Source organism: Paenibacillus sp. FSL F4-0087 (assembly GCF_038020215.1).
GTDB lineage: Bacteria > Bacillota > Bacilli > Paenibacillales > Paenibacillaceae > Paenibacillus > Paenibacillus taichungensis.
Genome location: NZ_JBBODJ010000001.1, coordinates 6,233,823 through 6,255,613, shown reverse-complemented (window position 1 = coordinate 6,255,613; position 21,791 = coordinate 6,233,823). Strand labels below are relative to the sequence as shown.

The window sequence follows — 21,791 nt, the reverse complement described above, 5'->3', positions numbered from 1 at the left end:
TATTTCATTGGAGGTTTCTGCGTTGTCGAAAAAGAGAAGATTTACGATACGCTCCAAAATTCTATTGGGCTATCTAGTGGTTGTGTTGTTATTTGGTGCCGTTTTGCTGGTGTTATCTGCCCAAATTGATGCATCGCAGAAGGAAATCGATTTTATCAGCCACCACGACCTGGAAGTGCATAACCTGACCAATGCAATTGAGAAAAATGTTCTGAATATGGAAACAGGACAGCGGGGATTCATGATCACCGGGGAAGAAAGTTATTTGGAGCCATACAACCAAGCGCTAACCCAGTGGAACTCCAATTATGCCGAACTGTATGAGCTGGTTAGTGATAACCCATCCCAGCAGATGACTCTGGAAACCATCAAAACACATATTGTCCGCTGGATTGATGTTGCCGGATCAGCCTCGGTGGCCCTAAAGAGACAAGGAGATCAGGATAAAGTCATTGAATTTTTCCATTCCGATCCAGGGAAAGGCGAAATTGATCTGTTAAGATCCGAGTTCGAGAACTTCCGCAATACAGAGTTGCGACTGACGGAAAGCCGGGTGACCGAGCTCGCAGCACGAAGCTCCACATTGCTTACCATTATGTATACCTTATGGGCTGCCGTTGCCGGACTATCTGTTGCTGCAGCGCTCGTCATTTCGGGCAATATCGTCAAGACCCTGCGTGAAGTCAAACATACCATCAGCGACATATCTCAAGGCGGCAATCTCACACAGCGTATTATTGTCCGTACACAAGATGAGGTCGGTGATTTAGGTAAAGAGACGAACTTATTGCTGGATACGGTACAGGAACAGAATCGACTTAAAGATCAGGTTGCCAGCATAGCTACACTCTTGCAGAACCCTGCAAGTTTGGAGGGACTGTCACGGTTGTTCCTAAACCAAGTCGCGATCCTGCTAGAAGCCCCTTATGGCGTGTTATATGCGATGAAAGAGAACCGTCTCATTCGTGTAGCTGCGTATGCGGCAGATGGAGAGAAAGAGCGTTCCCTCGGTAAAGTATCCGTTGCACCGGGTGAGGGATTAGTCGGTCAGAGTGCGATTGAGAAGCGAGTTTTGCAGATGAACGACTTGCCTCAAAATTATATTCGCATCTCATCGGGACTTGGTGATGCGTCAGCTGCATCACTCACGGTAGCCCCGGTGGTATTTGAAGGTAAAACGATAGCTGTAATCGAACTGGCCTCTATGAAGCAGATCGAACCAAAGGAAACAAAGTTGCTAACCGAACTGATCGAAATCTTCGGCGTCTCGCTTCATTCCACCGTAACACGCATGGAATTACAGCATTTGTATGATGAATCACAGGTGTTGAATGAAGAATTGCAGACACAATCGGAGAAACTGCAGGCACAGACCGAAGAGATGGTGTCCCAGACGGAAGAATTACATATGCAGACAGAGGAACTGCACATGTTGAACGAGCGTCTGGAAATGCAGAAAAATGCGGCTGAGACCTCTGCTAGCGAACTTGCAGAAGTAGCCGATCAGTTAAGGACAAGCTCTGGTTATAAGTCTGAGTTCCTGGCGAATATGTCCCATGAACTGCGTACCCCGCTGAACAGTATGCTAATTCTGTCCGAGATTTTGGCTGAGAACAAACATCAGCACTTAAATAGTGAAGAACAGAAATATGCTTCGGTGATCCATGCATCAGGTAAGGACCTGTTGAATCTGATTAACGACATTCTCGACCTTTCCAAAGTGGAGGCTGGGGAGATGGAAGTGGATTTGGATGATGTCTATCTTGGAACCCTGCCGGAAGCGATGAATCAATATTTCCTGAAAACGGCTGAGCAAAAAGGAATAGATTTCCGGATTCAGCTTCAAAGCCCTCTGCCGGAAACGATTGTTTCCGACGAGATGCGGTTACACCAGATTTTACGGAATTTGCTATCCAATGCATTTAAGTTCACCAATGAAGGGGAAGTAGCCTTAACCATCTCCAGAGTGAGTCTGTCCAATCCTGAAACGAACGGAGCAGAGACGGATGTCATAGCCTTCTCGGTTAGTGATACCGGGATTGGCATTGCGGACAACAAACTGCTGCAGATCTTTGATGCCTTCAAACAGGCAGATGGAGCCACCGCCCGAAAATACGGTGGGACTGGACTGGGACTGTCGATCTCTCAATCTCTTGCCAATCTGTTGGGAGGATCAATCTCGGCAACTAGTCGCGAAGGACAAGGAAGTGTCTTTACTTTATTCCTCCCACTTAGAAGGGAAGAGCCTGAGGTTATGCAAAACTCCAGATTGTTCTTGAACGAGGTAGCCGTGACTGCTCCTGAAACAAACAAATCTTCAGGCGAGAATTCAACAAACGTCGAGATGTTATTGACGCCACTTGAAGAATCATTATTGAATGGCCGCCAGGTTCTTGTTGTCGATGATGATATTCGAAATGTGTATGCCTTGGCAAATGCCCTTGAGCAGTATGACATGAAGGTGATTACAGCTCAGAATGGCTACGAGTGTCTGGAGATGTTAGAGAGCGGAGAAGCGAACCCGGATATTATCTTGATGGATATCATGATGCCAGAGTTGGATGGATATGAAACCACTCGCCAAATCCGTGAGAGATTGAATCTCAAGAAGCTCCCTATTGTTGCTTTGACTGCCAAAGCCATGAAAGAAGATCGTGATAAATGTATTGCGGCAGGAGCCTCAGATTATATTAGCAAACCGCTCAATATGAAAGAGGTACTGTCCCGGATGAAATTGTGGCTGAGTCACGAAACATTGGGAATCTGATCCTTTCCGTTTGTAATTCAACATGTATCAACTCGAAAATAAAACCTATGCCAGTTGCGGAACGATTGCTGCAATTGTGTCATGGGTTTTATTTTTTTCTCATGTAAGCTATTTAAAAGAAAATGATGTTATAATACTTAACAACATTCAAGGGTTATTTCAATAAAATGGTTAAAATTAAGTATTACACCTTTATTCAGGTCCGGATGAAGGACATAGACCGCTTTATGCGTTATATATATGGGAGGTAATGTCCATGCAGCTTACGGTTAAAGAGGCTTTACAGGTGTACCCGTTGTCTGAGGCCAGATTGGTTGCAGGTGGGGAAGGGACTTCACGGATAATGAAATCCGTTAACGTCATGGACGCTCCAGATATAGCGGATTGGATCAAATCCGGAGAATTGCTTTTCACAACCGCATTTATTATGAAAGACAGCGAGACCGATGCACTTCGTTTGATGCGCCGCCTGAACGAACGTGGTTGTGCCGGATTAGGCATTAAATTGGGCCGTTTCTGGCAGGCCATTCCGCAAGGAATTATCGAGGAAGCAGATCGACTGCGATTACCGCTGCTGGAACTGCCGTTCCAGTTTACATTTTCCGACCAAATGAATGCGTTATTCAGGGCTGAACATGAACGCAGCAATCGTTTACTGCACGAGGTGGTGCAGAAACAGAAAAAATTGATGCACTTTGCATTGCAACAGCAACAGCATCGTAATGTATTTGCCGAACTGGCTACCGTGTTGAATTATCCGCTTGCGGTTATTGGTTCCCGTGGCCATGTACTGTATGGCAGCGAAGGCATTGCGGCAGATGCAGTAGTGCAGGGTTGGCCTTGGAAGTCCGTCATGCACCGAGTGAAATGGAATCAGGCAAGCTGCCACCGGGTACCAATCAAGCAGAATGATGAAGAATACGGATTTTTGCTCGTCTTTACAGACTCGGCGCTGTCACTTAGAGCGGAGGAAGAATTGTTTCAGCAGGCTGCGGATGTCCTGGCATTCTATATGGATATGACCTATCGTGAACACATTAACCCCACCGTTCAGGATGAGATGCGTACGCTGTTAACTCAATATCTAGATAACAAAATGACGGTAGATGAACTCACCAAGCTCAGCGAAAATAAAGGGGTTCATTTGTTCCAGGGGACCTATCAATGTGTGTTGATCACACTGGAACCGTCTGTTTTTGCAGAAGGAAAACTGCTGAAACAGATCCACCGCGAGTTGCAGTACAACCCACTTATGCAATTCACAGCCTCACAGCATTTTCAGATTGAAGATGGCATACTATCCATCTATACCTGTCCAACAGGGCGGGATTATGGAGAGGAATTATCAGCATTCCTGCTGAATCGGTTCAGTGATGTTCTTGCAGCACAGGAAGCCAAGGGAGCATCTGCACCGCGGTTTTGGATCAGCAAAATGAAGCATGAACCGAAGTCGCTGCGCGAGGCCTATCAGGAATGTCTGGATACCCGTCAACTGGCTCGCCGATTCGGTATGAAAGATCGGGCTCTCCAGTTCGAGATGCTGGAATTCGCCTATGTATTCCAACATGTTCCGGATAACATCATGGAGAATTATTGCAATAAAGTACTTGAGCCTTTACTGGCGAGGGACGGCGATCCCAATCAGGTACTAATGAATACGTTGGAATCTTTTATCGAGAATGATGGACTTATTAACGAAGCTGCGAAGCAGCTGTTTGTGCATCGGAACACCGTTACCTATCGAATGGAGAAAGTCGGAAGTTTGCTGCAAATGGACTTTAAGAAGACTAATGATCTGCTAAAACTAAAGCTGGTGTTCACCTTCCGCAAGTTTGTGCGGGATAAAACCTCGGCAAGACCTCATTCGCATAATCATTAATCCGACGGCAGGTCCATTTAATAAGTAGGTAATGATCTTAACCCTTATTCCGAACAAGTGTTGTGCAGCATGACAATGAAGCAGCTATGTCAGGTAAAACCGTATTTCCTTTGAGGAAGTGCGGTTTTTTTGCGCTTTTCATTACATTTGAACAATCAATTCCCGTGCACTACTAACAAATCACATAACTGATGTTATGTTATATTACAAAATTGCGTAAATATTGTTGTCGCAGTACGATGAGGCACTTAAAATGAAGAACAACATTCCACAGAAGACCGGAGGTTCTAACATGGGCGATTTCATTAAACTCGTTAACAGCTGGTCTATCACACAGTTCGTGCATACGTTTGGCGGACTATTCGAAGAATCACCTTGGGTGGCGGAGCGTTCTTGGCCTTCACGACCATTCGACTCTTTTGAACACATGATGAATGTGATGAAAAACGTAGTTCAGACATCCGATGAAAGGGTCAAGTTGCAGTTGCTTTGCAATCACCCGGATCTCGGTGCACGAATCAGCATGAGCAGCAATTCCGTTCAGGAACAGGCTGGTGCAGGGCTTAATTCACTTTCGGCGGAGCAATATAACGAGCTTAGTAAATTAAATAAAGAATATACAATCCAATTCGGCTTTCCTTTTATATTGGCCGTGAAAGGTCATACAGCTCAGTCCATCTTGGAGTCCATGCGGAACCGCAATAGGAGAGGAAGAGAGGAAGAATTCCAGACCGCCCTGAAGGAAGTGTTCAAGATCGCTTCTATTCGATTGGAGCAGTGGCTGGTACAGGTTGGTCATGAAGATGAATTTGGATGTAAGCCATCCGAAGTAAAGCAGCGGACCATGTATTATGGCAAAGGTGATGTATGGATGTACCGCTCATACGCCAAACCGTTGACGGGTATTCAGGCCATACCGGAATCTCCATTTACCGGACGCAATAATATCCTGTTCGGATTAAATATTAAAGTAGCCGTGCAAGGCGACGAATTTCTGCCTTCTTTTATCGAAGGAGATAATTCTCTCGTCGTTGCAACGGATTCAATGAAGAATTTCATCCTGAAACATGCTGCGGATTACTACGGAGCTACGGTGGAAGGTTTTCTCGCTTACGTCAGTCGACGTTTTCTGGAGACATATCCGCAGATGACCAAAGTGCAAATGACGGCAGATCAGATTCCTTTTGAAGATGTGCTTGTTCGCAGAGAAGGAAGCCTTCGTGCAAGTGAGCTGGTATTCCGTTATTCCCAGAATGATCGGGCGACAGCTGCACTTGAAGCGCAGCGAAAAGGAAATCAGGTTGAACTGAGCAATCATTTCAGTGGTGTCGCAGATATCAGGCTGATTAAGGTCAAAGGCAGTGAATTTGCCGGTTTCGTCAAGGATGAGTACACGACCTTACCTGAGACATGGGATCGTCCACTGTTCATTTTCCTGAATATCAATTGGCGTTACGAAGACCCGAGAGATGGCATGGATGATCAGCGCGGACGTTATGTAGCGGCGGAGCAGGTAAGAGATGTAGCTGCTGCCGTATTCCATGCGTGTCGTTCGGCATCCATTCAGCATCTGATTTATCAGATTGGACTTAGGCTCTTGCGTCGATTTGGACAGCTTAGTGAGGTTTCATTCGAATCCAACAATCGGACATGGGAAACGGTGCTGGAGGAAGTAAAAGAAGGAGAAGGTAAAGTATTTACCGAGGCCAGACCTGCTTATGGGTTTCAGGGCTTCTCAATGACAAGGGATGATCTAGAGGATGACCATTGGGGCTCAAAGAAAGAAAGGGAGGCATGATGTCGGTGGCTGGTGGACGGATTACTACGCATGTGCTGGATACTTCCAAGGGCGTTCCGGCCGCAGGTGTGCGGATTGAACTTTTTGTATTGCATAGGGATGGCGAGAAGGAAAACAAAATGAAAGTTGCTGAATCGGTGACTAATAGCGATGGGCGTTTGGTTACACCGTTGCTTGAAGGAGGGAAGCTTGAGCAAGCGGTCTACGAGCTTCAGTTCAACGTTGAGGGTTATTACGCACAGCGATCTCTTGAAGAATTGGGGCAGGCATTATGGACGGTTGTACCGATTCGGTTTGCCGTTTCCGATGCTGCAAGTCACTACCACATTCCTTTGTTGATTGCGCCAGGAGGTTACAGTACATACCGGGGAAGCTGAAATATACGAATCCGGTTCTGATCAGGGGAGGGTCATCCATATGACAAGATTAGACACGATCATCCGGGGGGCCTGGGTTGTATTGAGAGATAGCGTGGAAGAGCTGGATATTGGGATTACTGGTGAAAAAATATCAGCTTTGTCCTCACACCTGGTGGGTGATGAAGATACTGAAATAATAGAAGCAATTGGCCTCACAGTGATGCCGGGGGCTGTGGACATTCATGTTCACTTTAATGAACCTGGACTCGCGAGCTGGGAGGGTTTCAAATCGGGATCCGCATCACTGGCTGCTGGTGGAATTACGACGTACGTTGATATGCCGCTTAATGGTGTCCCCCCAACGATAAGACCGGAGGCTTGGGAGTCGAAAATGAAAGCAGCCGACGGTCAATCCTATGTTGATTATGCGTTCTGGGGAGGACTTGTTCCCGGCAATCGGGGTGAGCTTGCACCTTTGGCTGATATGGGGGCGGCGGGATTCAAGGCATTTATGTCCGAACCTGGCGGAGAAGGGGAAGACATCTTCGCCAGAGCGGATGACGATTCACTTTTGAATGGCATGTACGAGATCGCAAAACTAAACCGCGTGCTGGCGCTTCATGCCGAAGACGAGACGATGGTTGCTGAACTGGGGGCCAGAAGTATTGCAGATGGACGAATTGGCCCGATGGATTACGTGCAATCTCGCCCAGCAGAAGCAGAGGTTCAGGCGGTGTCACGAGCACTGCAATATGGGGAGCAAACCGGATGTGCACTGCATTTTGTTCATATCAGTACACGGGAAGCGCTTGATCTGATTGCAGAGGCAAAACAGCGCGGGTTGGATGTAACTTCTGAAACATGTCCCCATTACCTGACTCTGACAGAGGAGGATGTTGTCCGGTTGGGAGCTGTAGCGAAGTGTGCGCCACCTTTGCGAAGTATGGCTGAGCAAAATCGGTTATGGGATGCGCTGGGAGCAGGTCTGATTGATGTTATCGCATCCGACCACTCACCCTGTCCGCCATCGATGAAACAATCTGATAATTTCTTTGAAATCTGGGGTGGCATCTCGGGTGCGCAAAGCACGCTGCTGCTCATGTTGGAGGAAGGACATCTTCAGCGAAATGTAGCCCTTCCGCTGCTCGGAAAAGTTCTGGCTCTGCAACCTGCGAGAAGACTTGGGTTGGAGAGTAAAGGTGAGATAGCCATCGGTAAGGATGCGGATCTGGTACTAATTGATTGGGAGAAGAGTGCAACCTTAAATACGGATGATCTGCACTACACACATAAACAGAGTCCTTATGTGGGACGCACGTTTTCCTCCAGCATTGTAGATGTGTTCTGCCGGGGCACACGAGTATACAGTTCAAAAACAGGATTATCGGATGAACCTTTAGGACGGTTTATCCGTGCTAACTCATCTGTTCCGGTTGGTGTTGAAGGAACGGAGGAGGTGTCATGAACGACTTTGAAGGACACACATCGTCTGGAATGAAACGTCCCACCCAGACTTTGCCGCAATTGGAGCAGGTGGAGATGAAAGGCATGCTTGAATGGTTATCCGCCTATGGCGCTGATGCCCAGGGTGGTGTGACACGTCTATTGTACGACCAAGCATGGTGTGAGGCACAGCATGCGCTTGCGGCAAAAATGCAGGAGAAAGGGTTGGCTCCTGAATTCGATCAATCGGGCAACCTGTATGGAACTCTGCACGGTAGAGGTATGGGTTCGGAAGTGAGAAAAGGAATGGAAGAGGCACCGATTGTTACGGGGTCCCATATCGATACTGTGGTGCATGGTGGAAAGTATGACGGCGCATATGGCGTAGTTGCGGGAGTGCTCGCGCTAGAGTATCTGCAAAAAAATTTTGGGGTACCCAAACGAACGCTTCAAGTCGTGTCCTTATGTGAGGAAGAAGGTAGTCGATTCCCCTTCGCTTATTGGGGATCACGGAGTATAACGGGGGTAAGCGGGCTGGAAGAAGTTCAACATTTGAAGGATCAGGAAGGCATTACCTTTGCACAGGCAATACATGATGCAGGCTTTGGACCAGATAGTAGCTATAGAACGGCTTCACTCACATACGGTGCGTTTATAGAACTTCATATCGAGCAAGGCCAGGTCCTTGAACGATTGGGCCATTCGATCGGTATTGTATCGGATATTGTAGGCCAGAAACGCTTTAGCATTACAGTAAGTGGCGTAGCTAATCATGCCGGAACTACACCGATGGCCTGGCGCAAGGATGCACTTGCAGGTGCAGCCGAAATGATTACAGCCGTAAGAAACATTGCGCTTGAAGCGGGAGAACCACTTGTAGCCACAGTGGGACGAATAACAGCCGATCCGGGTGTGGGTAACGTCGTTGCATCCCGGGCCGTATTCTCGCTCGATATCCGGCATATCAGGCAAGAGAGCATTGATCGATGCTGGCACAATATGCTACAGGAATTTAGCAGAATCGCAGCCGAGCAACAGCTCGGACTGAACTGGGAGGAGCACTTGTCTGTCACACCTATTCCGATGAACGAACAGATTACGTCAGACATTCGTGATATTTGTGAAGTGGAGCAATTATCCTATATGCACTTGCCAAGCGGCGCAGGACATGATTCGCAGATCTTTCAGCCGGCTTGTCCTACAGCGATGATCTTTGTACCAAGCCAAGATGGCATTAGCCATAATCCCCTTGAATATACAGCTGAAGAGGACCTGATGAAAGGTTTCCGGGTTCTGGTTCAGTTACTCTATAAATACGGTTACGGGAGTTGAGTGAAGATGTCCAACTATAAAGAATTGTCCCCGTCCTTGCGGACGATCATGACACCGGGGCCAGTTGAAGTCGACCCAAGAGTTCTGAGGGCATTATCCTTCCCGATCCTGGGGCAGTTTGATCCGGAGTTCACTTCCCTGATGAATGAGACGATGGCCATGCTGCGTGAACTATACATGACAGACAATGAGTGGTGTTATCCGGTAGATGGTACATCCCGCTCAGGGATTGAAGCCGTGCTGGTCAGTCTGATTCAGCCAGGGGACAAGGTGCTCATCCCCATCTATGGACGTTTCGGACATCTATTGGTTGAAATTTCGGAGCGATGTGGTGCCGAGGTTATCTTTTTTGAAACAGAGTGGGGAACGGTATTTGATCCCGAAGAGGTAATCAAGGCGATCCATGCACATAAGCCGAGTTTGGTTGCGATGGTTCACGGTGAGACATCAACCGGGCAAATGCAGCCTCTCGCCGAGATTGGCAAAGCCTGTCGTGAACTGGATATTTTACTTGTGGTTGATGCGGTTGCCACAATTGGCGGAACACCTGTCGAGACAGATGCCTGGCATCTGGATGCAGTCATGGGAGGAACGCAGAAGTGTTTGTCCGTTCCATCCGGGATGGCGCCATTAACGTATAACAGCCGTGTGGAGAAGAAACTGATGAGCCGCAAAACCGTCGAACGAGGGCTCCGGGATGCAACAAGTGCTCGGGCTGAAGGGCGCACGATTGCCAGTAATTATTTTGACCTGAGCCAACTGCAGGACTACTGGAGCTCGGCACGGTTGAACCATCATACGGAGGCCACTTCGATGCTCTACGGTCTTCACGAAGGACTGCGAATTTTGCTTCAGGAAGGTCTGGATGCCCGTTTTCAGAGACATCGGATTAATGAACGAGCGTTGGTTGCGGGGATTCAGGGCATGGGGCTGAAACTGTATGGAGAGATGTCCAGTAAACTTCCAGTGGTCACCTGTATCGAAATACCCGATGGTATGGATGGTGAGTCGGTACGCAACATGCTTCTGAACGATTTCAGTATTGAGATTGCCAGCTCATTTGGACCACTGAAAGGCAAGATTTGGCGTATTGGTACGATGGGATTCAGCTGCCAGCGCAAAAATGTACTCCATGTGCTGGGCGCACTGGAAGCTGTACTGTTGCGTCATCGTCACGCCTTGCCAGCAGGCGAGGCCGTACAGGCAGCGCTGGATGTGTATGCCGGGAAGGAGGGCGTCTTATGTTGAACCAGATGCCGATATCCAGGGAGGTGATGGTTACCTCCCCCCATTATTTGGCGAGTGCGGTTGGCAGCTCAATGCTCCAGCAAGGTGGTAACGCTTATGATGCTGCTGTCGCTGTAAGTGCCGCGCTGGGCGTAGTCTACCCGCATATGACAGGACTTGGCGGAGATGCTTTCTTTCTGATTCACGACGGAGCAAGTGGTGACATAACGGCCTACAACGGTAGCGGTCGTTCAGCAGTAGGCATTCATGCCGACACGTTCAAAGCGATGGGGATGAGCGCCATTCCTCAGCGAGGTGTGCTTAGTGCAATTACCGTTCCTGGAATGGTAGATACATGGTGGGAAGTCTGGTCCCGCTATGGGAAGTTAAAGTGGGAACAGTTGCTTGAACCAGCTGCGCTATATGCGGAAAAGGGATGTCCTGTATCTCGAAATCTGCGCCTGTGGCTGGAACGTGATGAGGATTTCATTATGGGGCATTCACCGCTGCGAGCGGTATTTGCCCCTTTTGGTACACTTTTGCAGGAAGGGGATCTGCTCTTGCAGCCTGATCTTGCCTCTTCCATTCGCCTGATTCAGGCAGGTGGACGCGATGTTTTTTATACCGGGGAACTGGCGGAGCAGCTAACTTCGGCTATTCGTGAGGATGGCGGCATGCTTGCCCCAGCAGATTTCGCGGCTCACAGGGGAGAGTGGGTGAAGCCGATCACTACCGATTACCGTGGATATCAAGTTCACCAGATGCCGCCGAATTCACAGGGCTTCTCGATGTTGATGATGTTGAATATGCTGGAACATATTGATCTATCTTCCGTGGCGCGTACGTCCCCCGAGTTTTATCATCTGATGGCTGAAGTGGTCAAAAAGGCATTTCGTGACCGTGATCGTTATCTCACAGACCCGGATTTCAGGGATATTCCCCTGGAAAATTTGTTGTCCAAGGTTTATGGAAATGAATTATGGAACGAGATTCAGTCCGCTCCACCTGCTGTGGCACAGCCTTTTCTGTCCAAAATGATGGGTCAGGATACGGCTTATGCGGCGGTTGTGGACAATGAAGGCAATGCCGTCTCGTTTATCCAGAGCCTGTACTTTGATTTTGGCGCTGCTTATGTGCCCGGGGATACGGGTGTGATCATGCAGAACCGAGGTTCCTTTTTCTCACTTGATCCGAAGGACGCTAACGTATTAGAACCAAATAAACGCTCATTCCACACCCTAATGCCGGGTCTTGTCACTCGTAACGGGAAACCTTATATGCTCGTAGGCACGCAGGGTGGTGAAGGCCAACCTCAGACACAGTTATCAGTTCTTACGGGTGTACTGGACTACGGTCTGAACATTCAGGAAGCCATTGGGCTACCGCGTTGGGTGTATGGGCGTACCTGGGGCGAGGAAGGCGACACGATGAGAGTGGAGAACCGCTATCATGACGACGTATGTGACACGCTTACCCGATGGGGACATAACGTCGAAGCCAGAGCGCCGTGGGACGGGATTATGGGGCAGTCACAAGGGATTGTCATCCGTGAAGATGGCATGATTAGTGGGGCAGCAGATCCCAGGGGAGATGGCATGGCTATCGGGTGGTAGCGTGATTTATGTAAAGCATCATGCATAGATCCAAAGAAGATCATCTTTAAAATGCAGGATCAGAATAAGTAAATTTACGCAGATAGATACGGATAGGGGAGATTATCATGGGAACGATCCTGCTAAAAGGTGCACAGCTCGTCACAATGAATGCAGAAGAGGATGTATTTACGGGAGATTTGCTGATCGAGGACAATAAAATCAAAGAAATTGCGGAGCATATCGATGTTCAGGCAGATCAGGTCATTGATGCTCGAGGCAAAGTACTGCTTCCAGGTTTTATCCAGACGCATATTCATCTGTGTCAGACCTTGTTCCGTGGACGTGCGGACGACCTGGAACTGATGGATTGGCTTCGTCAACGCATTTGGCCGCTTGAGGCGGCGCATGATGAAGAGTCTGTCTATTACTCGGCGATGCTCGGCTTGGGCGAATTGATTTCCAGCGGTACAACGACGATTTTGGATATGGAGACCGTGCATCATACCGATTCGGCTTTTCAGGCGATGGCTCAGAGCGGCATTCGGGTGATTTCCGGCAAAGTAATGATGGATCACGGGGATGAAGTTCCTGAACCGCTGCGTGAAAATACGGCTACCTCGCTGCAACAAAGTGTCGATTTGTTGGAGAAATGGAATGGATTCGGCGGTGGGCGCATTCAGTATGCGTTTTGTCCACGCTTCGTCGTCTCGTGCACCGAGGAACTATTGGTTGAGGTACGTGACCTATCGAATAAGTACCATGTGAAAGTGCACACCCACGCCTCTGAGAATCGTGGCGAGATCGAACTGGTAGAACACGAACGTGGCATGCGCAACATTGTCTATCTGGATCATATCGGTCTGGCTACCCCAAGACTGGTGCTTGCCCACTGTGTGTGGCTGAGTGAGGAAGAGAAGGAGATTATTCGCAAACGCGGTGTAAAAGTCACCCACTGCCCTGGATCGAATATGAAACTCTCCTCGGGTATAGCGGATATTCCTGATCTGCTGAATCGCCAGATTGCGGTGGGGATTGGTGCCGATGGTGCGCCGTGCAACAACAATCTGGATATGTTTCAGGAAATGCGCCTGACCGCGCTCATTCAAAAGGTGCCTCACGGTCCAACAGTGATGGACGCCCGGACGGTGCTGCGCATGGCGACGATGGGTGGAGCAGAAGTGCTCGGAATGTCCAAGGAAATCGGCAGTCTGGAAGTGGGTAAAAAAGCAGATATGTTGCTGCTGGATCTGGAAGATTTTCATACGTACCCTTCCTATGAGACTGATGTGTACTCCCGTGTAGTCTATTCTGCAACTCGCAGCTGTGTAGACACCGTTATTATTGATGGAAGCATCGTGCTCCAAAACCGGAAGATTCAAACGATTGATCGTGGTATCGTACTTCGTGAATCGGATAAAAGTATTGCAAGATTGATGAAACGCATCTAATCAAATGCAAACGGATGAAACTCATCCAATGGACTGTCTGAGCAGGAGTTAGACTTTCAATCTTCGCTAAAAAGGCTCAGAATCACTTCTACGGATTCGGATTCAAATCCCTGAAAGGATGGAGACGCCATGGAAATGCATGATATGTGTGCAATTGCAGCGCGGGAACCGCGCTGTGTTCTCGCAACAGCAGTTAAGGTAGAAGGTCATGCTTACCGTAAGCAAGGAGTCTCTATGCTTTTGACCGAAGAAGGTGCGATGTATGGCAGTATCAGTCCAGGTTGTCTGGAGAGTGATCTGCAAGCTAGGGTGGACCGTGTGCTGGATACACAGCAGTTGGAATTCGTGGAGTATGATATGCGTCCCGAAGATGATCTGTCCTGGGGAGAAACCATTGGCTGCGGCGGATTAATTATAGTGCTGCTAGAGCCGGTATGTGGTGAACTCAGGTCGGTCATGTCCCATATGCATGCGTATTTTCAATGTGGCTCAGCTGTGGTACTAACCCGTTCATTCTACGATAATTACACCCAAATTCATTATGTTATTCAGCTCGCTGAGGATGAGAAAAGCCAGACATCATTATCTCATTCTCCAGTTGCCAAGGGAGCTTCTCTAGGGCCAATAAATACATTGATTACAGAGGTTACACCGCGACTATCGTTAGTCATTATTCATTCGTCTGAAGCTGACGCTATCGCATTTAATTCTGGAGAGAGTGATCTTCAGAGGCATGGATTGAATGATGCAGAGCGGTGGGATGTTCCCCTCCAGATCTCTGCAAGATATGAGCCCAAATCCCGTCTAATTATCATTGGAGCCGGAAATGATGTGATTCCGGTCGCCCGTCTGGGCAAATCAGCAGGATTTCGTGTGGTCATAGCAGATTGGCGAGAAACCTTATGCACCGCGGAACGCTTTCCGGGGGTTGAACTTATCCATGGTTTCCCAAGTGAGATCATGCCTGTATTGGATATCCAAAGCGGGGATTATATCGTATTGATGAGTCATCAGTTTCCGAGAGAACGGGAATTTCTTGAATTACTTGAGGATCGAGATTATGCATATATCGGTATTATGGGCTCCAGAACACGGACAGCACGTTTGCTGAACGATCTCCCCCCACTAAAACATCTGCATTCACCCGTTGGCTTGAGCATTGGTGCTGACGGACCGGAAGAGATCGCAATCAGTATCGCAGCAGAACTTATTGCCTGTAAACGAGCTGCTGTTGCCGCAGAGCGTCGCAACGTACAGAGGGGGATTGCACATGCGACTGACAGGCATCGTGCTAGCGGCAGGTAAGAGCAGCCGAATGGGGCGGGATAAACTGTCTATCGTCATGCCTGATGGAAGATGTTTGGCTGCATGGACATTGGAAGCTGCATTGAATTCCGATTTGGAGAAAGTTATCTGTGTGGTCAAACCTGAGGATTCACTGGCATGGATTCCCTCCATCTGGCTCAATGCAGCATCATATGGCGGTAATCTTGATATGAGGATGAAGCTACAGGTTGCAATCTGTACCGACTATGCATACGGTATGGCCATGTCCCTTCATTGTGGCATTCTGTCTGCAATGGCATACAGGCCAGAAGGTGTGATGATGATTTTGGCAGATCAACCGTTGTTGCAGGCACGAGATATTAACAGGGTTGCTGAATCGTTAGCCGCCAACAAACTGTGTGATTATGCAGCAGCTACGGATGGCAGTGGAGGTAAGCCTCCGGTCGCCTTTCGTGAACATATGCTGGGGCCTCTTTTGTCGCTCAGCGGAGATGAGGGGGCGCGAAAAATCATACGCAATGCCAAATATACAGGCACACATGTATCGTTGTCTGATTTTAGCTTTTGGGATGCGGATACCGAACCAGAGCTGGAGCGAATTTTGGATTATGTGAATGGGATAAGATGAATGAAAATCAAGGCAGAAGGAGCGATTCCTTGTGTATTATTTCTCGAAGTAATGAGGTCAGCCAGACCATCTGGTTGGTCTCTTTATTGTTTTCACCTAATTGGTAATGAAGTGGCTTTTGTTAGCTTTTGAGAATTAATAATGCATCAGGCACAAATTAAACCATCTATTTATACGTTTATCCAAAATGATGTGAAGATAATTGACCTTATTGTTGCAGTCCCATATGATTTGAAGAATTATTTGGATCATTCGTTCATATCCAACACCCCGCAGACAGATTCCAGGTAGAGAAGGGAGATGGAAGGATGGTCATGCCGGCATATGGGTCTGGAGCGCAGCCAACCGTTTGGCAGCCCGTTAATCTGGATGAACTTCAAGCTTTAAAGAATGAGCTGTCCGGGAAGTATTATTTTGCAGCAGGGACCACATTATTACGTACTCAGTGGGAGGGCGGCCTTGTACCTGTACCTGAGCATATGATCAGCCTTGCTCGTATTCCAGATGCAAGCGGCGTATATGTGGATGGAGATGATCTGGTCATTGGAGCACTGACGCCATTAAGTCATTGTGCCACAGACGTTCTTCTGCAACAGCTGCCCATTTTACAATCTGCAATGAACGCTATCGCCGCTCCTTCTATTCGGAATATGGCGACAATTGGCGGAAACATTGTATCGGGAGTAGGAGACTCCATTCCCGCACTCCTTGTCTACGATGCACAGCTGTACTGGTTGACGGACAACGGCATGGAGATGCGCAGTCTTTCGTCCTGGCTGAACGGTGGTCGTGACGGCAGTCGCAACCCGAATGATGTATTAATGAGAATTCATATTCCAATGGAAAATACGCCTTTGCCTGATGCCAATAGCGAGCAGACAGCTGTGGCGCGTGAAATTTCATTTTACCGTAAACTGGGTCGGCGGGAGACCTTTACAGCATCGCTGGTGACGATTGCATTTCACGGAGAAGTGGATATAGATGGCCACTGGATTAAGATAGCGATCGCTGCAGGTGGAGGTTCAGGTATGGCCATGCGACTTACGGAGTCGGAAAAGCTGCTTCTTGGCGGGGAGACTTCGGTTATGCAAGCTTCATCTTTAGCTGCCTCGGTTATGGCGGAATTCGTGACTTATAGCGATGCATTCGCTACAGAAGAGTACCGCAAACAAACGGCAGGTAATATGCTCGGTGCCGGACTCTGGGAAGCACTTCGCTCATAAAAGAAAACCATTTTGGAGAAGCAAAGTGTGAGACCAACAGCTTCTGAAGGGAGAAAGGAGAGAGAACATGCTGTTAAATCGGGATAGTAGTGGGAAACGCTGGCATCTGCGGCCAGATGGTATAGGCAAAGTAACAGGACAGCTTCAATATCTGACAGACATGACGCTGCCCAATATGATCCACGGGAGGGTCCTTCGAAGCTCTTATCCTTATGCCCGCATATTGTCTATCGATACTACCAAAGCGGAAGCTATGAAAGGTGTATTTGCTGTACTCACCGCCAAAGATGTACCCGGTTTGAACCTGTTTGGCATCGCAACTCCGGATCAGCCTCTATTTTGCGAGCATGTCGTTCGTTATGTCGGTGATGCCATTGCCGCAGTTGCTGCGGACTCCCCGGAACGTGCAGCGCTCGCTCTGGATGCCATCCATGTTGAGTATGAAGAATGGAGTCCGCTAGACAGCCCAGAAGCTGCACTGGCACCCGGTGCACCAGAGCTCCATGAACATGGCCCCGGCAATGTGCTGCACCGTACCGAAATCAAGCGAGGCAATATAGATGAGGGCTTTGCTGCATGCGAACATATTGTGAGTGAGACGTACTATACCCCTCGGCAGATGCATGCCTATATGGAGACAGAAGGCGGGTTATTTGTTCCTGATGAAAATGGGAGACTCCATGTCTACGCGGCTACACAGCATGGTTACAAGGACAGGATGCAGCTTGCCCGAATCATTGGATGTTCCGAAGAGGAAATCCGGGTGGTCTCATCTCCGATAGGTGGTTCTTTTGGCGGAAAAGATGAGCTGAATGTACAGCCTTATGGGGCACTGCTTGCTTTAAGGTCCGGACGTCCTGTGAAAATGCACAATTCACGCAAAGAATCCGTACGTGCAGGCCTGAAGCGCCATCCGATGAAAATTGAGATGCAGACTGGAATCAGCCGTGAAGGCATGATCCAGGCTCACCGAGTCCGCATTACCGCAGACACCGGAGCATATGCCACGCTGGGGGCACCCGTCCTGAATTTTTGCACGGAACACTGTCTCGGACCTTATTCTATTCCCATTGTAGATGTGGAGGGTGTCTCGGTATATACGAATAATGGGGTGTCGGGAGAGTTTCGCGGATTTGGCGGAAATCAGGCGATCTTTGCAATGGAGGGTCAGATGGATCGACTCGCCGAGATTATGGATATAGACCCCTGGGAGTTTCGGAGACGCAACATGAGGGAAAAGACCGATCCAGGGCCACTAAATCAACGGATTCTGGTCACGGATGGTCTGTCGCAAGTATGGGAGGCGCTGGATCGTTCGGAGTTATGGCAAAAGCATCAGCATCCCCCAACAGATATTGCTCTGCCTCCCTGGATTAAACGTGGAGTGGGTGCAGCCATCGCGATGCACGGAGCAGGGTTGGGTTATGGCATACCCGATCCGGCGGGCGGCCGTCTATCTCTGAATGCCGAAGGTAAGATTGAAGTGGCATTCAGCTACGAAGAATTCGGTCAGGGACTCATTGCCACGCTCGAAATGATGCTCTGCGATCTGTTCTACTGCTCAACATCCGATCTGAGTATTATTATTGGGGATACGGATCGAGTGCCACACAGTGGTTCAAGCACCGCTTCGCGTTCAACAACGATGGCCTGGATGGCTCTTCAGCGATTACAGACACCATTTCGGTCCAAAATTTTGTCAGTAGCCTCTGCTTTGTCAGGAATTCCTGCTGACGAACTGATTACTGGAATAGAGGGAGTATGGCGTAAGGGACAGCTTTCTCCAGAAATTACAGCAGATGAACCGGCGATGAATTACAGAGTTGTTGTTTCTTACGTTGATCTGGCGAAGCATGGAGAAGCAGAAGATTGGATTTTTGATACTCAATTTGAATATCCGACCACGCCGGACAATGTTGTGGGTGGGCATTATCTATATACGTATGCGGCTGTAGCAGCAGAGGTCGAGGTAAACACGCTAACCGGAGAAGCCAAATTGCTGGATACGAGGCATGTGGTGGCTGCTGGCCCTGTCATCAATCCAATGGGATTCATCGGACAGATCGAAGGCGGAAGTGTAATGGCTCTGGGTTTTACATTGACTGAGGATGCCGTGATGCAAGACAGTCGCTATATGACAACCAATTTGGACACCTACCTGATTCCGACGATTCGCGACATTCACACCAATCTGGACGTGGAGGCCATTGAAGATCTGCCAGAGGGCGATCCGTTTGGACCACGGGGTATTGGCGAGATTGGTTCGGTGGCCCTTGCTCCGGCCATAACAGCTGCGATTCATCAGGCTACAGGTGTGTGGGTTAATCGTTTGCCAGTTCCGCGCGATCAACTGATCAAACCAATTGGCGTCTTGCTTCAGGAAGGAGTGAGCTCATCATGACTGAACCTTTGGACGATTTCTGGACAGCCGTTGTGAATGGTGAGGAGAAACAATTGCAGATCACCCAGACAACCCGTCTTGTGGACGTACTGCGCTCGCATTTAAATCTAACCGGAACAAAAGTTTCCTGCGAAGTCGGCCGATGTGGCGCTTGTATGATACTGATGGATGGAGAGCCGGTCAATTCCTGTCTCGTTATGGCTTATCAATGTATTGGAAGCGAGATAACAACAATAGAAGGGTTGCACGGTGAAAAGGAAGGTGAGTTACATCCAATTCAACAGGCTTTTGTGGAAGAGGGTGGCTTCCAATGCGGGTATTGTACTCCCGGAATGGTCATTTCCACTAAGGCTCTATTGGACCTTAATCCGCAGCCTAGTCAGGAACAGATCGAAATGGGGTTATGCGGCAACCTGTGCCGCTGCACCGGATATGGAGGGATTCTTCGTGCAGTTCGTACTGCAGGAGAAACCTGTTTATTATCATCCATTTTAACAACGGAAGAGAAGAAAGTAATTGACCTGTGATTGAACTACGGAATTAAAGAAGACCGGGCGCTGGAGGGCATATCTCCGCTTCGCTCGGTCTTTATTTCTAACGATTAATATTTGATAATGTACCATCCGCCCCAAGTCGAATAATTCAGACCATTTCCATAATTACGATCAGCTGTTTGTGGATTACGAATCCAATTACCACTGGCATCTCTAAAATCAATAGCAGTTAGCCCACGCTTATGTGACCAGCCACCATCAGCATCCTGTCTGTACCAATGATAATCATAATTTGGTGCAATAACAAGTGCTACCTTGTACTCTCTGTATCCAGGAACTTCACTATATGTAGAAGTTCGTAGGGATTTATTTAAATATGGCATGTCAAGCTTAGAGGCACTAATGATGCTCGAAGAAGTTAAACTTGTAAAAACTTTCCCGGCCAGTTCACCTGGTTGTAATTTATGTCCAGAATATGTGGATGTATTCAACATGTATGCATAGCAATTAGCTTTATCCGTCAAATTTTCCCATGCACTTGAAGAATACGGGTGTTCATATCCACAGGCATTGTTTTAAGAGCTTGAAGAGTTAATTGATCATTTGAGTTTGTTTTAGAATCAATAGTCTGGTTGTTGTATTGGGTTTCATGAACAGTGACTTCTGTTTTATTCAATAAGGCGAATTCAGCAGGTCGATAATTCACTTGTAATTGTTCTTCTTCTGTTAAACTGTTAAACCAGTTCAACCATTCTTTAGTATCTGGAGCGAAAGAAGCTAATGGGTCTATATTAGGTAACGATAGGAGGGCATTCTCGTTAAAAGATATTAATTCAGCTGGTTTGTAACTTACTTTTAATTGATCTTCTTTAGTGAGTTTGTCAAACCAATTCAACCATGTTTGAGTTTCAGCTGCGGGAGAAGTATCCTTTTTGGAACTGTTTGATTCAGCTAATACAGGTAACGCTAGTGTGAATAACAAGATCATTGCAAATAAAGATGAAACTAATTTTTTCATTGTTACGTCCCCTCCTGAAATTTATTAAATATTTTGATTCCAAATGCGATGTGAAATGTGTTTAACTCAGCTGTGCTTATGAATAGAGAACCCCCTCTCGAATAAATTCTAAAAAATGTAATATAAGGTAATTATGTTATGGTACAATAGTGATAAAAGTAAGATATTTATTACAAATTATTCCACATAAAGATTTAAGGAGGAAGAATAATGACAAAACTTATTCCTAGAAAACTCAGTTTAGTATTGTTGCTTTTGGTTGCATTTTGTTCAGGATGTCAGGCAAATAATGATCAGGGGGGGGCGAGTACATCCATTCCCTTAAAAAAACTAAATACTCTCGCAGAGAAAGGAGACAGCCTGACATGGAATGATTTTGCAGCGTACCCTTATGAAGATGAAGGATCGGGATTATATATTCGAAAATACAACATAGAAGGCGGGCACCAATTGGTGATTAGCGGTAAAAGTTTGGAAAAAAAACCAGACCATATTTATGTGGTGAATAAAGATGGGGAGAAAATCGACCTTTTAAAAGAAAACATCAAAAAAATGAACTTAAAATAACGTAACAATTATTATGTAATCTTATTATTTTGGATTAACTCATAAGCTGTATCTATATTGCTTGCTAACTATCTCTAACGGACGATAGATAAGGATGATTATTACGAAGGTTTCCTGTCTCGTTATGCCTTATCAATGTGTTGGCAGTGAAATAACAACAATTGAAGGGTTACATGGTGAAGAGGAAGGGAAGTTGCATCCAATTCAGCAGGCTTTTGTGGAAGAAGGCGGCTTCCAATACGGATATTGTGGAGGAATACTACGAGCGGTAAACAAGGTGATTGATGAGCACGATAGGAGGGGTTCTACCCAATGATCCTGGAAG

19 protein-coding genes are annotated in these 21,791 nt (G+C 47.6%); 17 read left to right on the top strand and 2 right to left on the bottom strand.

The window, feature by feature from the left end; genetic code table 11:
- Positions 1-22 precede the first annotated feature (22 nt).
- The 15 genes from MHB84_RS28430 to MHB84_RS28360 all read left to right on the top strand — a co-directional run bounded on the left by MHB84_RS28430 (position 23) and on the right by MHB84_RS28360 (position 19,914).
- Positions 23-2,767, top strand: coding sequence for a CHASE3 domain-containing protein (locus tag MHB84_RS28430; RefSeq protein WP_076288633.1), 2,745 nt, complete (start codon positions 23-25; stop codon positions 2,765-2,767).
- Between the two features lie 22 nt (positions 2,768-2,789).
- A complete protein-coding gene (locus MHB84_RS28425) occupies positions 2,790-2,933 on the top strand; it encodes a hypothetical protein (protein ID WP_341143090.1) in 144 nt (47 codons plus the stop codon).
- Positions 2,934-3,023: 90 nt separating this feature from the next.
- Entirely contained in the window at positions 3,024-4,646 is a 1,623-nt protein-coding gene (locus MHB84_RS28420; RefSeq protein WP_076288634.1) for a PucR family transcriptional regulator, read from the top strand.
- A gap of 253 nt (positions 4,647-4,899) precedes the next feature.
- Positions 4,900-6,444, top strand: coding sequence for a factor-independent urate hydroxylase (gene pucL / locus MHB84_RS28415; RefSeq protein WP_256716782.1), 1,545 nt, complete (start codon positions 4,900-4,902; stop codon positions 6,442-6,444).
- Entirely contained in the window at positions 6,444-6,821 is a 378-nt protein-coding gene (uraH, locus tag MHB84_RS28410) for a hydroxyisourate hydrolase (protein ID WP_076288635.1), read from the top strand. The genes pucL and uraH overlap by 1 nt, the downstream gene beginning before the upstream one ends.
- Positions 6,822-6,861: 40 nt before the next feature.
- The gene (allB, locus tag MHB84_RS28405) at positions 6,862-8,268 is read left to right on the top strand and encodes an allantoinase AllB (protein ID WP_143764622.1); all 1,407 of its coding nucleotides are present in this window, start codon (positions 6,862-6,864) and stop codon (positions 8,266-8,268) included.
- Positions 8,265-9,578 (top strand): Zn-dependent hydrolase, encoded by a 1,314-nt coding sequence (locus tag MHB84_RS28400; RefSeq protein ID WP_083678845.1) that lies wholly within the window; start codon positions 8,265-8,267, stop codon positions 9,576-9,578. Before allB ends, MHB84_RS28400 begins: the two co-directional genes overlap by 4 nt.
- A 6-nt stretch (positions 9,579-9,584) precedes the next feature.
- The gene (locus tag MHB84_RS28395) at positions 9,585-10,826 is read left to right on the top strand and encodes a pyridoxal-phosphate-dependent aminotransferase family protein (RefSeq protein ID WP_076288636.1); all 1,242 of its coding nucleotides are present in this window, start codon (positions 9,585-9,587) and stop codon (positions 10,824-10,826) included.
- A complete protein-coding gene (gene ggt, locus MHB84_RS28390) occupies positions 10,820-12,418 on the top strand; it encodes a gamma-glutamyltransferase (protein WP_076288637.1) in 1,599 nt (532 codons plus the stop codon). The genes MHB84_RS28395 and ggt overlap by 7 nt, the downstream gene beginning before the upstream one ends.
- Positions 12,419-12,525: 107 nt before the next feature.
- The gene (locus MHB84_RS28385; protein WP_076288638.1) at positions 12,526-13,848 is read left to right on the top strand and encodes a 5'-deoxyadenosine deaminase; all 1,323 of its coding nucleotides are present in this window, start codon (positions 12,526-12,528) and stop codon (positions 13,846-13,848) included.
- A gap of 129 nt (positions 13,849-13,977) precedes the next feature.
- On the top strand, positions 13,978-15,153 hold the full coding sequence (locus tag MHB84_RS28380; protein WP_076288639.1) for an XdhC family protein: 1,176 nt from the start codon (positions 13,978-13,980) through the stop codon (positions 15,151-15,153).
- The gene (locus MHB84_RS28375) at positions 15,119-15,763 is read left to right on the top strand and encodes a nucleotidyltransferase family protein (protein ID WP_076288640.1); all 645 of its coding nucleotides are present in this window, start codon (positions 15,119-15,121) and stop codon (positions 15,761-15,763) included. Before MHB84_RS28380 ends, MHB84_RS28375 begins: the two co-directional genes overlap by 35 nt.
- 308 nt (positions 15,764-16,071) lie before the next feature.
- Positions 16,072-16,986 (top strand): FAD binding domain-containing protein, encoded by a 915-nt coding sequence (locus MHB84_RS28370; RefSeq protein ID WP_076288641.1) that lies wholly within the window; start codon positions 16,072-16,074, stop codon positions 16,984-16,986.
- A gap of 67 nt (positions 16,987-17,053) precedes the next feature.
- The gene (pucD, locus tag MHB84_RS28365; protein ID WP_076288642.1) at positions 17,054-19,387 is read left to right on the top strand and encodes a xanthine dehydrogenase subunit D; all 2,334 of its coding nucleotides are present in this window, start codon (positions 17,054-17,056) and stop codon (positions 19,385-19,387) included.
- Complete coding sequence (locus MHB84_RS28360) at positions 19,384-19,914, top strand: (2Fe-2S)-binding protein (protein WP_076288643.1); 531 nt, start codon at positions 19,384-19,386, stop codon at positions 19,912-19,914. The genes pucD and MHB84_RS28360 overlap by 4 nt, the downstream gene beginning before the upstream one ends.
- 74 nt (positions 19,915-19,988) lie before the next feature.
- Here MHB84_RS28360 and MHB84_RS28355 read toward each other — a convergent pair whose 3' ends face one another.
- Both MHB84_RS28355 and MHB84_RS28350 read right to left on the bottom strand, forming a co-directional pair.
- On the bottom strand, positions 19,989-20,372 hold the full coding sequence (locus tag MHB84_RS28355) for a hypothetical protein (RefSeq protein WP_341143088.1): 384 nt from the start codon (positions 20,370-20,372) through the stop codon (positions 19,989-19,991).
- Between the two features lie 29 nt (positions 20,373-20,401).
- Positions 20,402-20,899, bottom strand: a complete 498-nt coding sequence (locus MHB84_RS28350; RefSeq protein ID WP_076288645.1) for a hypothetical protein — start codon at positions 20,897-20,899, stop codon at positions 20,402-20,404.
- Positions 20,900-21,109: 210 nt separating this feature from the next.
- Here MHB84_RS28350 and MHB84_RS28345 point away from each other — a divergent pair, with 210 nt between their 5' ends.
- Both MHB84_RS28345 and MHB84_RS28340 read left to right on the top strand, forming a co-directional pair.
- Entirely contained in the window at positions 21,110-21,466 is a 357-nt protein-coding gene (locus MHB84_RS28345; RefSeq protein WP_076288646.1) for a hypothetical protein, read from the top strand.
- Between the two features lie 94 nt (positions 21,467-21,560).
- Positions 21,561-21,782: a 2Fe-2S iron-sulfur cluster-binding protein gene (locus tag MHB84_RS28340; RefSeq protein WP_076288647.1), complete on the top strand. Its 222-nt coding sequence runs from the start codon at positions 21,561-21,563 to the stop codon at positions 21,780-21,782.
- Positions 21,783-21,791 lie beyond the last annotated feature (9 nt).